General features: G+C 57.2%; 14 protein-coding genes. 4 read left to right on the plus strand and 10 right to left on the minus strand.

What is annotated here, in order from left to right:
• Positions 1-122: 122 nt before the first annotated feature.
• From flgE to D8U69_RS02970, 6 genes are all read right to left on the minus strand, one after another.
• On the minus strand, positions 123-1,439 hold the full coding sequence (gene flgE, locus D8U69_RS02945; RefSeq protein ID WP_130906350.1) for a flagellar hook protein FlgE: 1,317 nt from the start codon (positions 1,437-1,439) through the stop codon (positions 123-125).
• 31 nt (positions 1,440-1,470) lie between these two features.
• Positions 1,471-2,193 (minus strand): flagellar hook assembly protein FlgD, encoded by a 723-nt coding sequence (flgD, locus tag D8U69_RS02950; protein ID WP_056853150.1) that lies wholly within the window; start codon positions 2,191-2,193, stop codon positions 1,471-1,473.
• Between the two features lie 15 nt (positions 2,194-2,208).
• The gene (flgC, locus tag D8U69_RS02955; RefSeq protein ID WP_007937507.1) at positions 2,209-2,652 is read right to left on the minus strand and encodes a flagellar basal body rod protein FlgC; all 444 of its coding nucleotides are present in this window, start codon (positions 2,650-2,652) and stop codon (positions 2,209-2,211) included.
• A 3-nt stretch (positions 2,653-2,655) separates the two neighbouring features.
• Positions 2,656-3,063, minus strand: a complete 408-nt coding sequence (gene flgB / locus D8U69_RS02960) for a flagellar basal body rod protein FlgB (protein ID WP_056853151.1) — start codon at positions 3,061-3,063, stop codon at positions 2,656-2,658.
• Between the two features lie 255 nt (positions 3,064-3,318).
• Complete coding sequence (gene cheR / locus D8U69_RS02965; RefSeq protein ID WP_056853152.1) at positions 3,319-4,146, minus strand: protein-glutamate O-methyltransferase CheR; 828 nt, start codon at positions 4,144-4,146, stop codon at positions 3,319-3,321.
• 46 nt (positions 4,147-4,192) lie between these two features.
• The gene (locus D8U69_RS02970; protein ID WP_056853153.1) at positions 4,193-5,125 is read right to left on the minus strand and encodes a chemotaxis protein CheV; all 933 of its coding nucleotides are present in this window, start codon (positions 5,123-5,125) and stop codon (positions 4,193-4,195) included.
• Positions 5,126-5,208: 83 nt separating this feature from the next.
• Here D8U69_RS02970 and flgA point away from each other — a divergent pair, with 83 nt between their 5' ends.
• From flgA to D8U69_RS02990, 4 genes are all read left to right on the plus strand, one after another.
• The gene (gene flgA, locus D8U69_RS02975; RefSeq protein WP_056853154.1) at positions 5,209-5,970 is read left to right on the plus strand and encodes a flagellar basal body P-ring formation chaperone FlgA; all 762 of its coding nucleotides are present in this window, start codon (positions 5,209-5,211) and stop codon (positions 5,968-5,970) included.
• 158 nt (positions 5,971-6,128) lie between these two features.
• Positions 6,129-6,455 (plus strand): flagellar biosynthesis anti-sigma factor FlgM, encoded by a 327-nt coding sequence (flgM, locus tag D8U69_RS02980; RefSeq protein ID WP_056853155.1) that lies wholly within the window; start codon positions 6,129-6,131, stop codon positions 6,453-6,455.
• 49 nt (positions 6,456-6,504) lie between these two features.
• Complete coding sequence (locus D8U69_RS02985; RefSeq protein ID WP_056853156.1) at positions 6,505-6,972, plus strand: flagellar protein FlgN; 468 nt, start codon at positions 6,505-6,507, stop codon at positions 6,970-6,972.
• Positions 6,973-7,063: 91 nt separating this feature from the next.
• The gene (locus D8U69_RS02990) at positions 7,064-7,810 is read left to right on the plus strand and encodes a flagellar brake protein (protein WP_056853157.1); all 747 of its coding nucleotides are present in this window, start codon (positions 7,064-7,066) and stop codon (positions 7,808-7,810) included.
• Between the two features lie 65 nt (positions 7,811-7,875).
• Here D8U69_RS02990 and D8U69_RS02995 read toward each other — a convergent pair whose 3' ends face one another.
• From D8U69_RS02995 to D8U69_RS03010, 4 genes are all read right to left on the minus strand, one after another.
• Positions 7,876-9,240 carry an MFS transporter gene (locus D8U69_RS02995; RefSeq protein ID WP_056853158.1) on the minus strand — a complete coding sequence of 455 codons (1,365 nt, stop codon included), beginning with the start codon at positions 9,238-9,240 and terminating at the stop codon, positions 7,876-7,878.
• A 69-nt stretch (positions 9,241-9,309) separates the two neighbouring features.
• A complete protein-coding gene (locus D8U69_RS03000; protein WP_177434371.1) occupies positions 9,310-10,551 on the minus strand; it encodes a glutamine synthetase family protein in 1,242 nt (413 codons plus the stop codon).
• A gap of 212 nt (positions 10,552-10,763) precedes the next feature.
• A complete protein-coding gene (locus D8U69_RS03005) occupies positions 10,764-11,456 on the minus strand; it encodes a HAMP domain-containing sensor histidine kinase (protein WP_130906658.1) in 693 nt (230 codons plus the stop codon).
• Entirely contained in the window at positions 11,453-13,057 is a 1,605-nt protein-coding gene (locus tag D8U69_RS03010) for a tetratricopeptide repeat-containing response regulator (RefSeq protein WP_056853161.1), read from the minus strand. Before D8U69_RS03010 ends, D8U69_RS03005 begins: the two co-directional genes overlap by 4 nt.
• Positions 13,058-13,396: the final 339 nt, after the last annotated feature.

Consider the following 13,396-nt stretch of genomic DNA (forward strand, 5'->3'; position numbering starts at 1 on the left):
TTTTTAGCGAAAAACATCTCGCGAAAGCTTGACCGTGAACAGAGTATCTACAGGTCTGCGACATCCACAAAAAAGCCCCTCTTGCGAGGGGCTCTTCGTACAGCGTTACAACTCAACCAACATCAAGTCATCTGAATGATGGTCTGCATGATAGTGCTCTGGGTCGAGATGGTCTTGGCGTTCGCCTGGTAGTTACTCTGCGCCTTGATCAGTTCGACCAGTTCGTTGGTCACGTTGACGTTCGACTCTTCCAGGGAGTTGGAATGAATTTCCCCCAGGCTGCCGGTCTGCGGCGCGTCGTAGCCTGGCTGACCCGAGGCGAAAGTTTCCTTCCAGCTGGTACCGCCCACTGGCTGCAGGCCTTGCTCATTGGTGAAGCTGGCCAAAGCCAGTTGACCGATCGGCTTGGTCTGGTAGTTGCTGAAGTTGGCCAGCATGACACCGCTGCCGTCGATGGTCAGGTTGGTGATCTGGCCAGTGGCGTAACCATTTTGCGCAGGAATGGAGCGAGCGCTGTCGGCATTGAATTGCGTGGTATTGGTCATGGTGACCGTCACACCCGCTGGGTCAGAGGCTGCGCCGTTGGCTGCCCAAACGCCATTGGTGACTTTGCCCGGAATCCAGCCGGTGATTTTCAGATCAGGGCTGACGACGGGAGGTGTGCCCGGCGTGGTGACCGAAACCAGCTTGCCACTCGTGTCAAACGCCATGGTCGAAGGGACCGGACGCGAAGCGGCGCTCATTGGATCGCTGCCATTGGGGTTACGACCATCGATCAAGGTATAGACGTCCCAGGTGTTGGGCCCCGTCTTGACCATGTATTGGTCCATCTGGTGCTTGTTGCCCTGCGTATCGAAAATCTGGGTGCTGAACTGCTTGTTGAAAGCGGTTCCCGGCTTGCTCGGGTCAAACGGATTGGCCACCGTGTCGATCACATCGGACTTGGAGTCCAGGTTGATCGTCGACGAAACGGTGGTGGTAGTTTTCGGCGCCAGGTTCGATGTGTCGATGCGCAGGTCAGTCAGCACGCCATTGATGATCTTGCCGTTGGCGTCCACGCCATAACCTTGCAGGCGGGCAGTGCCGTCGGTGTTGGTGACGTAGCCTTCCTTGTCGACCTTGAACGTACCGGCACGGGTGTAGGACAGCGAGCCGTTGTCGTTGAGCACAAAGAAGCCCGAGCCGTTGATGCCCATGTCCAGCACGTTGCCGGTGTTGTTGATGTCACCCTGGGTGAACTGCTGGGAGACGTTGGCCAGGCGCACACCGCTGCCGGTGGTCTTGGTGCCTGTACCCAGCCGGGTGGCGGAGTACACATCTTCGAATTCCGCACGGGACGATTTGAAGCCGACGGTGGCAACGTTGGCGATGTTGTTGCCGGTCACGTCCAGTTGTTTGTTGGCGGCATAGAGACCGCTAAGGCCGATGTTAAAAGACATGTTCCACTCCTTTGTGCCGGGTTAGTCGGCTCTATATACCAATGGTTTGCACTTTGGACAGGGCGACACTGCCCAGCCCGGCCAGATTGAGCATCAACTCACCGCCGGTCTGGCTGATGGTCACGCTGTTGACGGTCGCCGGCAGGTTGGTGATCAGCGCAACGCTCTGATCATCGATGGTGGTTGTCGCACCGAAGGTGTAGGTACCCGCTGGCGCCACGTTGCCGGCATCATCCTTGCCATCCCAGGTGAAGCTGGCATTGCCCGCGTTCTGGTCAGCCAAGGTAATGGTGCGAATGACTTTGCCGTCCTTGTCGGTAACCTTCACCTCGGCTTGCGCCACCGACTGCGGCAGGACGACCGAACCGGTCATGCCTTTGGTGGTGTCGACCACCGCCTTGTCGCCCGGCGCGATGACCGAACGGCCGACCAGGGAGGACGCCTGCAATGCCTGGGACGAACCGAAAGTGCCGGCAATGCCGCTCACGGTATCGTTGAGTGTGGTGATGCCTTCCAGGCTGCTGAACTGCGCCAGTTGTGCAACGAACTCGCCATTGCCCTGCGGCTCCAGCGGGTTCTGGTTTTTCAGCTGAGTCACCAGCAGTTGCAGGAACGCATCCTTGCCCAGGGCCTTTTTACCGGTGGCACTATTGGCCGCCGACGCCAGGGCATCAGTGTCCTTGTTGGTCTTGATCGAGGAGTTGGCCAGGATGTCGTTGAGTGACAAACCACCGGTGGAATCGGAAACACTCATCTGAGTCGCCCCTTATCACTGACCGAGGGTCAGGACTTTCTGCATCATGGTTTTGGCGGTGTTCATCATTTCAGCGTTGGTCTGGAACGAACGGCTAGCGGAAATCATGTCGGCCATTTCTTCCACCACGTTGACGTTCGGGTAGTAGACGTAACCCTTGGCGTCGGCGGCCGGATGATTCGGCTCGTAGCGCGCCTCGAGGTTGCTCTGGTCTTCGACCACGCCCAGCACCTGAACGCCTTGACCCGCGGCGTCCTGGTTCTGGAACAGCGAATCGCTGCCGCCGCTCTGGCCGCCCTGGAACATGGTGGCGAACACCGGATGACGCGCACGGTAGGTCTGGTCGATGCTCGATGAAACCGTTTCGGCGTTGGCGATGTTCGAAGCGACGGTGTTCAAGCGAGTGGTCTGGGCACTCATGCCGCTACCGGCAATGTTGAAAACACTGGATAGAGACATGGCTTATTCTCCGCGCAGGGCTGACACCAGCCCTTTGAATTTGCTGTTGAGCAGGGTGAAGCTGGCCTGGAAGTTGACGGAGTTTTCCGCGTAGTTCGACTGTTCCAGTTGGGCGTCCACGGTGTTCTGGTCGATCGAAGGTTGCATCGGCGTGCGGTACATCAGCGACTCGTCGCCATTGCCCAGGCCTTCGGCTTCGATGTGTCGGCTGTTGGTCATGTTCAAGGCGAATGTGCCGTTCTTGGCTTTATCGTTCTGAGCCTCGAGCACTTTCGAGAATTCCAGATCCCGCGCCTTGTAGTTCGGGGTGTCGGCGTTGGCGATGTTGTTGGCCAGGACTTCGGCACGCTGCGCGCGGAAGCCCAAAGCCTTTTCATGAATGCCGAGCGCTTTATCGAAGCTGATGCTCATGTCGGGAAACCTTCGGGTGACCTGATTTTTCGTAGGATGGACATAGCAAGCGTCATGCCAATTCAAAAAAGCCCGTAAACCGGGGCTTTGCGCGCAGTGGCAAAGCGGCAATGCCAGAAAAGCGGCAACCGGTTTCCGCTGAATGCCGCTTTTCTGCCGCTTGCACCACGCAACACGCTCCCTGGGTAATGGAAAACGGCAGGCATAAAAAAGGGAGCCCCTGAGGACTCCCGTTTTTAAGTCTGCTGCTTCGCATCATTTCGCCTGGTAAATGATCCCCGGGCTGCACTGGACCATCTGGTAATGATCCGGCAATCCGTTCAGCGCCTCGGAAGCGCCGAGGAACAGATAGCCGCCCGGCTTCAACGTACTGTGAATGCGCAACAGGATGTCCTTCTTCACTTCAGCAGAGAAGTAGATCAACACGTTGCGGCAAAACACGATGTCGAACTTGCCCAGGCTTGCGTAGCTGTCCAGCAGGTTGAACGAGCGAAATTCAACCCGGCTCTTGATCGGCGCCTTGATCACCCAGCGTCCCGGCCCTTTCGGGTCGAAGTATCGCTGCAGCCGCTCAGGTGAGAGACCGCGACCAATGGCCAGGCTGTCGTACTCGCCGGTCTTGCAGTTGTTGAGCATGGTGCCGGACAGATCGGTAGCAACAATCTGCACGCCCATCCTCAATTGGCCCATATTGACCCGCTCGAACTCGTCGATGGACATCGACAGCGAATACGGTTCCTGCCCCGACGAACAGGCTGCCGACCAGATCCGCAGACGCTGGCCCGGACTGGCCTTGATCGCCTCGGGCAGCACCTTGTTCTTCAACACCTCAAACGGATAGGTGTCACGAAACCACAGGGTTTCGTTGGTGGTCATGGCGTCCACAACCTGTTCGCGCAAACCGCTGCGCGGCTGGGTCTGCATGCGCTGAACAAGCTCACCCAACGACTTGATGCCCTGCTGCTCCATCAGTTTGTTGAGACGGCTCGAGACCAGGTACTGCTTGTTTTCACCGAGCAAAATGCCACAGGCTTTTTCCAGGAATACCCGGAACTGTTCGAAATCCAAATTACCCGTAGACAATGCTGCCGCCTCTTAAATCGTGTTGACTGCCGGGGGCCGAACGCCCCTAGCTAATGTCTGCTGCTTTGATCCGGTCAACTACCCGGGATGCCAGGTCATCAGGACGGAACTTGGCCAGAAAGTCATCGGCACCGACTTTCTTGACCATCGCCTGATTGAACACACCCGACAACGAAGTATGCAGGATGATATGAAGCTTTTGCATGCGAGGGTCGTTGCGTATCTCGGCCGTCAGCGTGTACCCGTCCATCTCCGGCATCTCGATGTCGGAAATCATCATCAGGAACTCTTCTTCCGGCTTCTTCCCCTCGTCGGCCAGCTTGCGCAGGTAATCAAGCGCTTGCCGACCGTCGTTCAACGCCACCACTTCCACGCCCACCGTCTGCAGGCAACGCGTCACCTGCTTGCGTGCCACCGACGAGTCATCGACCGTCAGCACGCGCAATGAAAGCGCCTTGTGCTGGGTCTCCACATCCACCACGCCGACCGAAATCGCTTCCGGTGTCGGTGCCACTTCCGCCAGCACTTTTTCGACGTCGATGATTTCCACCAACTGATTGTCGACCCGCGTCACGGCTGTCAGGTAGTGATCGCGCCCCGTTCCCTTGGGTGGCGGATGAATCTCCTCCCAGTTCATGTTGACGATGCGTTCCACCGATCGCACCAGGAAGCCCTGGGTCTTGGTGTTGTACTCCGTGATGATCACGAAGGGATTGTTCTTGTCCTTCAAAGCACCGGAGCCGGTCGCCATTGCCAGATCGAGGATCGGAATGGTCGCCCCCCGAATATTTGCCACACCGCACACGACAGGACTGGATTTAGGCATCAGCGTCAGTTGGGGGCATTGCAGCACCTCCCGAACCTTGAACACGTTGATCCCGTAAAGCTGCTGGCCGTCGAGACGGAACAACAACAGCTCAAGGCGATTCTGCCCCACCAGTTGCGTGCGCTGGTTCACCGAATCCATTACACCAGCCATGCCCAGACTCCTACACCAACGCTAAGTGTTGTTGCGACGCACATTCATCTCTAAACGGCACGGCGCTTGCTTTTTATCTTTCCATGAACACAGAACCGACATTTTTCCGACGCCTGACCACACCGCTCCGCCAATGGCTCGGTGTGTTGGCGGCTGCTTGCCTGTGCCACGCTGGCAGCCCTGCCCTTGCTGACGCAGTTACCTTGCCTGACATGCTTATCGGCGTCACTCAGGGCTTTCTTGAGTTCACCGTAGAGGACTATCTGGCAACCAGTCAAACCGAAGGTCGCTACGAGATCCAGGTCAACCAACTCGACCCACGCCTGCGCATGCCGATGTGTGACAAGGAATTGACAGCCACGCTGGAGAGTCCGGCCAAGCCGTTGGGTCGGGTAACGGTAAAGGTTCGCTGCGAGGGTTCATCCCCGTGGACAGTGTTCGTACCCGCTCAAGTCCGCCTGTTTCGCGACGTTGTGACAACCACTCGGCCCCTGCGCCGCGCCGGTATTGTCGAACCCGCTGACATCACGCTGCGAGAGCGCGATGTCAGCCTGCTCACCCAGGGCTATTTGACCTCCGTGGATCAGGCCATCGGGCAGAGACTGACCCGACCAATGGTCAATGACCAGGTCATCAGCCTCGTGCACATCGAACAGGCAGAAGTCATTCGCAAAGGCGATCAGGTGGTGATTACCGCCCGCAGTGGTACGCTCAGCGTGCGCATGCCCGGTGAAGCACTGGCCAACGGTGGCTTGAGCGAACAAATCAGGGTGAAGAACCTCAATTCCAATCGAGTGATCAAGGCGCAAGTCATCGCGCCGGGGCAGGTCGAGGTGTCCATGTAGGCGGTCTGCCTGTGGCGCTAAGCGGGGCCGTTCCCTAAACTGTGTCCTGTGCGGGGCAAGCGCTGGCGCGCGCAAGCTCATTTTTCAAATGAGCCTAAAGTTTTTCGGGGTATGGCCGAAAACATGGCAAGCGTCCAAATTCCCAGAGGTTTTTTATCATGGTCATCGATTTCAGCCGTTTGAACAGCTCCTCGTCACTCACGGGCAGTACACGTACCAGCGTTGCCAAGGAAACCGCCGATGCCGGCAAATCCGCGCCGCTGAATACCCCGGCCGAACAGGCCAGCACCGTCACGAGCGGGGAATCGGTACATCTCAGCAATGAGGCTCAACAGTTGCAAAAGGTCACTGATACGCTGCGCGATCAGCCCGCTGTCGACAAAGCCCGGGTGGCCGAGTTGAAAGCAGCGATTGCCGATGGCAGCTACAAAGTCGACAGCAACCGTGTAGCCAGCAAACTGCTCAACTTCGAAGCCCAGCGCTAGGCCACGGGCCGGCGCGAGGCTTTTGGACGCTTAAAACCCAAGGCCAGCCATGCACGACACTAATTTACTGCAACTGATCACCGACGATTTTGCTCCAGCGCAACAATTGCTGGAGTTACTGCGCACTGAATCCCTTGCCTTGCATGGTCGCGACATGGTCCTGCTTGAAGGCATCCTGGCGCAGAAGCAGGCATTGATCATTCTGCTGGAACAGCATGGCCGCAAGCGCAGCGAAATTCTCGCCAGTCTCAATTTGCCAACCAACCGTAGCGGCCTTGAGCAATTGGCCAGCCAGTCCAGCGTTGGCGAAGCATTGCTTTCTCAAAGCGATGTCCTCACCGATCTTCTATCCCAATGCCAGGCCGCCAATGCCAACAACGGTCAGTCGATCGTCGTCCAGCAGGTTGCCACGGCCACCCAGCTGAAAATCCTTACCGGCGGCGAACCTCCAGCGCTCTACGATGCCAGCGGAACATTTTCCAAGCTTGTGAAACCGCGTCCGCTCAGTCAGGCTTGACCTGTCGATGAGCGCGCTCTATCAAGACGCGAAACATGCTGGCAAAATGCTGGCTAGCCGTAGTCAAAATTTGTCTGGAGATTGATTAACCGTGTCCAATGCCTTAAATGCGGAAGATGCTCCGCAGCCACCCAAGGTGCTCAGCACGCCCCTGGAAATCTCCGGCAACCTGCGCCAACTGCAAGAAAGTCATGACCCGCTGATCATCACGTTCCATGAGCGCAGCCAGCGCTTCCAGAGCTATCTGGTGGACATCGACCGTGAAAGCAACATGATTGCCCTGGACGAAATGATTCCCCGTGACGGCGAACGCTTTCTGCTGGCTGGCGAACCCTTCAAGGTTGAAGGCTTTCACGACGGCGTGCGCATCGCCTGGGAAAGCAATGGCCCGCTGACCATCGACGAATCCGGTGGCGGTCGTTGCTACCGCGGCACTCTGCCTGATGAAGTGGTCTACCACCAGCGTCGCAATGCCTTTCGCGCGGCATTGAAGCTGGCACAACTGGTCAACGTCGACCTGGACGGTGAAAAACTCAAGGCGGCCATCAACGGCAAGCTGCTGGACATTTCCGCCACCGGCTGCAAGCTGCGCTTTGACGGAGACATCACAGAGAGCCTGCAACTGGGCCAGGTCTATGACCGCTTCTCGGCTGCCCTGCCCTTCGGCAAGATGACTGCGCCGGTCGAACTGCGCTACCTGCACTTCGAAGAAAGAATCTCCACGACCTTCGCCGGCGTACGCTTCCATAACATGAGCGGGCTGGTGCAACGGCAAGTCGAGCGCTTTGTCTATCAGCTGCAACGCGAAGCACGGCGCTTCGACAAAGACGATTTCTGACAGGACACACCCATAAAAAAACGGGCAGCCCCTTGCGGTGACTGCCCGTTTTTTTTGGCTGAATGTTAAGGCCTGGCTTCAGTGAAACTCTGTTCCCTGCCCTCATCCGGATCTTCTGGCGGGGCATCGGCCGGTGTCACCGATTCGGTCGTCGGCTCGGACGGAATCGGATTCTGCATTTGATCCTGCACGACTTGCTCATCAACACGCGGATCGAGGCAGGCCACCAGCGGTGAACTTGTCATGTTGTCCGGCATTGCCACGTGATGCAGCGGCGCATCTTCCACTTGATGCAAATTGGTGACCGCTTTCGGACGAATACGCCACACCAGCACCAGCGCAAAGAAACTGAAAAATGCATAAAGCATTTGGCTGCCGAACAGCTTCATCAGCACGCCTGCAACCAGGGGTCCGATACTCGCGCCAACACCGTAGGTCACGAGCAACATCGCCGTCAGGGACACCCGGCGATCACCTTCGACGTGGTCATTGGAGAACGCGACTGCCAATGGGTACAAGCAGAACTGCACCAGCGAACAGACAAAACCGGCGACAAACAGAATCTCCAGCGGTACCTGCGGCAAAATCGCCAGTGGCAGAGCAGCCAGTGCCAGACAAAACGCGAAACTGCGGATCAACAGCGCCCGGTCATAGCGATCGGATAACCAGCCCAACGGCCATTGCACCAACAACCCGGCAAAAATGCAGCTACCCATGAACAGACCCACCTGCTCGGTGGACAACCCTTGCTGCGAGGCATACAACGGGGCCAGACCGTAGAACGAACCTACGATCAAGCCCGCCCCCAGTACCGTACTCAAGGATTGCGGCACGCGTTTGATAAAGAACCGGGGTTCCATCGGTGCAGGATGCAAAGGCGCAGGGTGAATGCGTCGCGTCAGAGCCACCGGCACAAGACACAATGTGAAGCACAACGCTACCAGCATCAGCAGCTCAAGCCCGAGCCCCGGGTGCATGACCAGAATCAGCTGACCGAGCACCAACCCAAGGTAAGAGGCGATCATGTAGCCGCTGAACACCAGCCCGCGCTGCTTGGCTTCGGCCTGCTCGTTGAGCCAGCTTTCAATCACCATGTACTGACACATCATGCCCAGGCCGACGATCACCCGCAGGAACAGCCACGCAGGCAGCCAGTTGACCAGACCATGGCCCAGCACCGCCGCACCGACGATCCCGGCACAGGCTGAATAGGCTCGAATATGTCCGACCCGGGCAATCAGCCGATGGCCGATCTTGCCGCCCAGCACCAGGCCGAAATAGTTGGCAGCCATCAGCGCACCGACCCAAAGGCTGTCGACATGATCGGCAGCCAGGCGCAATGCCAGGTAAGTACTCAACAGGCCTGAGCCGATCAACATCATCAGCGAGGCGAAATACAGCGCTCGAAAGGATTTCCAGATTTGGCGCATCGGCGTTCCGAGCGGCTCCTTGCAGTAAATACCGGGCGGTCAGAACGACAGCCCGGCAGCAGCGATACGTCAGGCCTGGGCGGCCAGCACACGGCGCTCCCAGGGAGTAATTTCATCAAAGAAGCTGGTCAACTCCATGGTCTTCGAAGCGATGTAGCCTTCGATGAACTCCTTGCCGAACAGTTCCTTCGCCAAGTGACTACGCTTCAGACGTTCGAGAGCTGCATGCAAGGTACACGGCAATGAAAGATTATCCGGTACTTCGAATTCACCCTGGATCGGCTCGCTCGGCTCGAGTTTGTGTTCAATGCCATGCAAGCCCGCTGCAAGGCTGGCGGCAATCGCCAGATAAGGGTTGGCGTCAGCTCCGGGCAAGCGGTTTTCAACCCGACGAGCAGCAGGTGAACTGGCCGGAATGCGCAAACCCGCTGCCCGGTTGTCATGGGACCAGCAAGCATTGTTCGGCGATGCAAAAGGATGGCACAAGCGCTGGTACGAGTTGACGTTCGGTGCAAACAACGCTGTGAAATCCGCCATGCCCGCTTGTTGCCCGGCAATGAATTGCCGGAAGATCGCCGTCGGTTGCCCGGCGTCATCACTGAACACGTTCCGCCCGGTGTCGATTTCGACAATGCTCTGGTGAATATGCATCGAACTGCCAGGGGTATGCGCCAGAGGTTTGGCCATGCAGACCACCGTCAGATGGTGCTTGAGCGCAACTTCCTTGAGCAGATGCTTGAACAGGAAAGTCTGGTCCGCCAACAACAGCGGATCACCGTGCAGCAGGTTGATCTCGAACTGGCTGACACCCATCTCATGCATGAACGTATCGCGCGGCAACCCCAGCGCCGCCATGCACTCATACACCTCGTTGAAAAACGGCCGCAAGCCGCTGTTGGAACTCACACTGAATGCCGAATGACCGTCTTCGCGACGACCATCCAGGCCCACCGGCGGTTGGAACGGCTGCCCAGGGTCGGGGTTGGGGGCGAAGACAAAGAATTCGAGTTCGGTCGCCACCACCGGCGCCAGGCCAAGCTCGGAGTAACGCGCGATAACAGCCTTGAGTTGACCGCGAGTCGACAGGTTGGAGCTTTCCCCGGTCAGCTCATCCGCATCACAGATGGCCAACGCACGCGGCTGCTTGCTCCAGGGTAAACGGTGGATCTGCCTCGCATCTGGAACGAGCGCAAGGTCACCGTCATCGCTGCCATAAAATCGTGCTGGCGGATATCCGCCCATGATGCATTGCAACAGTACGCCCCGCGCCAACTGCAGACGCCGCCCCTCGAGGAAACCGTCCGCGGTCATCACTTTGCCCCGCGGTACGCCATTCAGATCCGGCGTAACACATTCAATCTCGTCAATGCCCGTCAATCGCTGCGCGAGTGAGGCCAGGCCATCGGTTGTCATGACGCAATCCTTGTTATTGTGCGAGCCGCGAACGGCGACCCGTACAAAATAGGCTTCACGTGTTCGGAATATCAAGCAACGCCCAACAAAAAGCTTTGCGGCAGAAAAAATCAGGGCAAATAAATACTGAACACACCGCCACCCAATGGGCCGCCGTTGCCGATTTCGGTACGCCCGCCGACACCATTGCGCTGATGCAAAGCCGCAATCCGGCCGGCGAAATACAATCCAAGGCCCGTACTGCCACTGCTCTGATTGATGCCCTGTACGTAATCCGCCTGACGTTCAATCATCTCTTCAGGATAACCGTCACCATCGTCGTTGACCGTCAGTACCAGTTGCCCCGCCTCGTCGCTGACACTGACCAGAACCGCATGACGCGCATAACGAATGGCATTGTTGATCGCATTGGCCAGTACTGAAGCGATCAATTCACGGTCGAAGAAACCCAATGGGCTCAGGGGATCGACTTCAAACGTCGCGGCGATACCACGACTGACGAACACATCCTGATGACACGCCAGCTGCGCTTCGATGAAGTCATCCAGTTCGTGGTAGGCCGGTTGCAATGGCATCTGGTTGACGCCCAGCTTGTACAAGCCCAGCAGTTGCACGAGCATACCGTTGAGGTGAGCGAACTCGAACTCGATCACCCCTTGTTCCGGTGTATGCCGCGTCGGCTCTGGCAATCCCGCCAGCCATTGACTGTGGGCCTGCATCAACATGGCCAACGAGTTTTTCATGTCGTGCACGGTGGACGCGATCACGGTAGAGAAATCGAGGGATTGCGAGTTGTCGTTCATTCGCCAAACGCCTTGCTTTTGAGCTTCTGATATCGCGGATAACGAGCGTCGGAGTCGGGCATCAATCCAACCATCTTCAGGCAAGTGCGACATTCTTCGAGTTCGGCCGACGCCACAGCGGTATCAGTGCCATGCAGCAGCGCCTGTGCCAGGTTCAGCGCGATACTGATGTTCTTCGGCTGCAGCGCCAGGGCCTTACGAAACACCTCACGGGCTTCCACCAGATTGCCAGTCTTGTACACGCGTACGCCCTGGCGATTAAGGTCGGCAGCCGCGTTACCGGAATTGAGAATTGTCGGGTCATCGGTCAGCTTGGCGATGCCCTTCATGACCGTCGGGTCGTCACCGTAGATCTCTGCGCAGTTTTTCAACATCGACGCCCCTGCGCTGGCTTGACCGAGCATTTGCAATTGCTTGGCAACCAGCAACGCCGCCTCGGCACTCATGAATTGCTCCATGCCATCAAGGCGCATCATCGCCTGCTCCGTGAGCTTTTCCGCGGTTTCGGCATCATTGAGTAACAGACTGGTCGCCTTCATCAGCCGTGCACGGATTTGCAGGCCTGGGTCGGACGGGTTCTCCTTGGCCACGGCACTTAGCGTTGTGTTGATTTCCAGTCGGGTACGAGTATCCAGACCTTTTTCGCTACCTTTGCTGATCAAGGCATGGGCCAGCCCGAGGTTACTTTCCGCATCCTTGAAGCGGGACTGCGCACCCTGAGCAACAGCCTGGCGATAGGCTTTGGAGGCCGTATCAAAATCTTCGTTGGTCATGGCCAGCTTGCCTAACTGCGCTTGGCGGCGGACGGCCAAAGGCGAGAGGCGGATGGCTTCTTCCAGTACTTTCTGGGCAGCCCTGGTGTCGCCTTCGGCGACCAATACATCGGCCATGCCATCATAAAGTGCCGGCATCATCGGAAACACTTTCAATGCTTTTTCGTAGACACCTTTGGCCTGTGCTACCTGACCACGCTTGAACAGCAACTTGCCAAGCCCGGCGAACGCCCAAGGCAAAGGTCGGTCCGCGATGATGCTGTCGTAGAGCCGCTCCAGCGCCTCATTCTGATTGAGGTCACGCAGCGCATCGGCGCGGTAACGCAGACATAACGGCGAATAGCGAATGTCCTGCTTGCACAGGGCGATGCAAGCGTTAAGCACTTCAACCGGTTTACCACGGTCGAGCGCCTGAAGAATGGGCTTGAGTAACGTCTTGCGCTGCTCAAGGCGCTCCAGGCGTTGGGCCAGGCCGGAACGGTTGAAGGGCTTGGTCAGGTAAGCATCGGGTTCGTGTTCCAACGCGCTGAGTACCATGGCCTGACTGGTCTCGGCGGTGACCATGACGAACACGCTTTCATGGCTGATCAGCTTCTCGATCATCAAGTCTTCGAGCACTTGCTGACCATTCTTCTTGCCATCGCCCAGATGAAAATCCTGCAAGATGAAATCGTAGGATTTCTGCGAACACATTTTCAGCGCCTGTTCGCCAGTGTCCGCTGTGTCCACATCCTTGACACCCAACTCCCGCAACATGGACCTGACGGAACTGCGGAAATCCGAGAAATCATCGACGATCAGAAAACTCTTTTGGTGATACGACAGCATCGAAGATTTCCAGGCAGATTAAGAAGAAAAGCCGAAAGACAAACACACAAAGAAGATCAACTGCACGACCCTCATGGCGCGCAGATGATAGCCAGTAGCCACAACCTATCAAGCGTTTTCTCTTGAACTGCAAATACAATGAAAGAGTGAGAAGTGAAGATCGCTTGACCTTAAGGTTATCGGCCAGTGATAGCGTTCCCTTGAAGGCTCATTAACGATGCGGCACAAAAAAGGGATGCCCCATCGGAGACATCCCTTTTTTGGTCCTACGGTGCTTTTCTCCAGACAAAACAAAACCCCAACTGCTTTCGCAATTGGGGTTTCGGAATTTAATCTTGA

It is taken from the genome of Pseudomonas sp. Sample_16, from assembly GCF_004307665.1.
Classification (GTDB): Bacteria; Pseudomonadota; Gammaproteobacteria; order Pseudomonadales; family Pseudomonadaceae; genus Aquipseudomonas.

What these genes read in the sequence shown, in the direction of transcription:
- flgE (WP_130906350.1), bottom strand. Translation starts at nt 1,439, where the DNA reads ATGTCTTTTAACATCGGCCTTAGCGGTCTCTATGCCGCCAACAAACAA.
- flgD (WP_056853150.1), bottom strand. Translation starts at nt 2,193, where the DNA reads ATGAGTGTTTCCGATTCCACCGGTGGTTTGTCACTCAACGACATCCTG.
- flgC (WP_007937507.1), bottom strand. Translation starts at nt 2,652, where the DNA reads ATGTCTCTATCCAGTGTTTTCAACATTGCCGGTAGCGGCATGAGTGCC.
- flgB (WP_056853151.1), bottom strand. Translation starts at nt 3,063, where the DNA reads ATGAGCATCAGCTTCGATAAAGCGCTCGGCATTCATGAAAAGGCTTTG.
- D8U69_RS02970 (WP_056853153.1), bottom strand. Translation starts at nt 5,125, where the DNA reads ATGGCTGGTGTAATGGATTCGGTGAACCAGCGCACGCAACTGGTGGGG.
- flgA (WP_056853154.1), top strand. Translation starts at nt 5,209, where the DNA reads ATGAACACAGAACCGACATTTTTCCGACGCCTGACCACACCGCTCCGC.
- flgM (WP_056853155.1), top strand. Translation starts at nt 6,129, where the DNA reads ATGGTCATCGATTTCAGCCGTTTGAACAGCTCCTCGTCACTCACGGGC.
- D8U69_RS02985 (WP_056853156.1), top strand. Translation starts at nt 6,505, where the DNA reads ATGCACGACACTAATTTACTGCAACTGATCACCGACGATTTTGCTCCA.
- D8U69_RS02995 (WP_056853158.1), bottom strand. Translation starts at nt 9,240, where the DNA reads ATGCGCCAAATCTGGAAATCCTTTCGAGCGCTGTATTTCGCCTCGCTG.
- D8U69_RS03000 (WP_177434371.1), bottom strand. Translation starts at nt 10,551, where the DNA reads ATGACCGCGGACGGTTTCCTCGAGGGGCGGCGTCTGCAGTTGGCGCGG.
- D8U69_RS03005 (WP_130906658.1), bottom strand. Translation starts at nt 11,456, where the DNA reads ATGAACGACAACTCGCAATCCCTCGATTTCTCTACCGTGATCGCGTCC.
- D8U69_RS03010 (WP_056853161.1), bottom strand. Translation starts at nt 13,057, where the DNA reads ATGCTGTCGTATCACCAAAAGAGTTTTCTGATCGTCGATGATTTCTCG.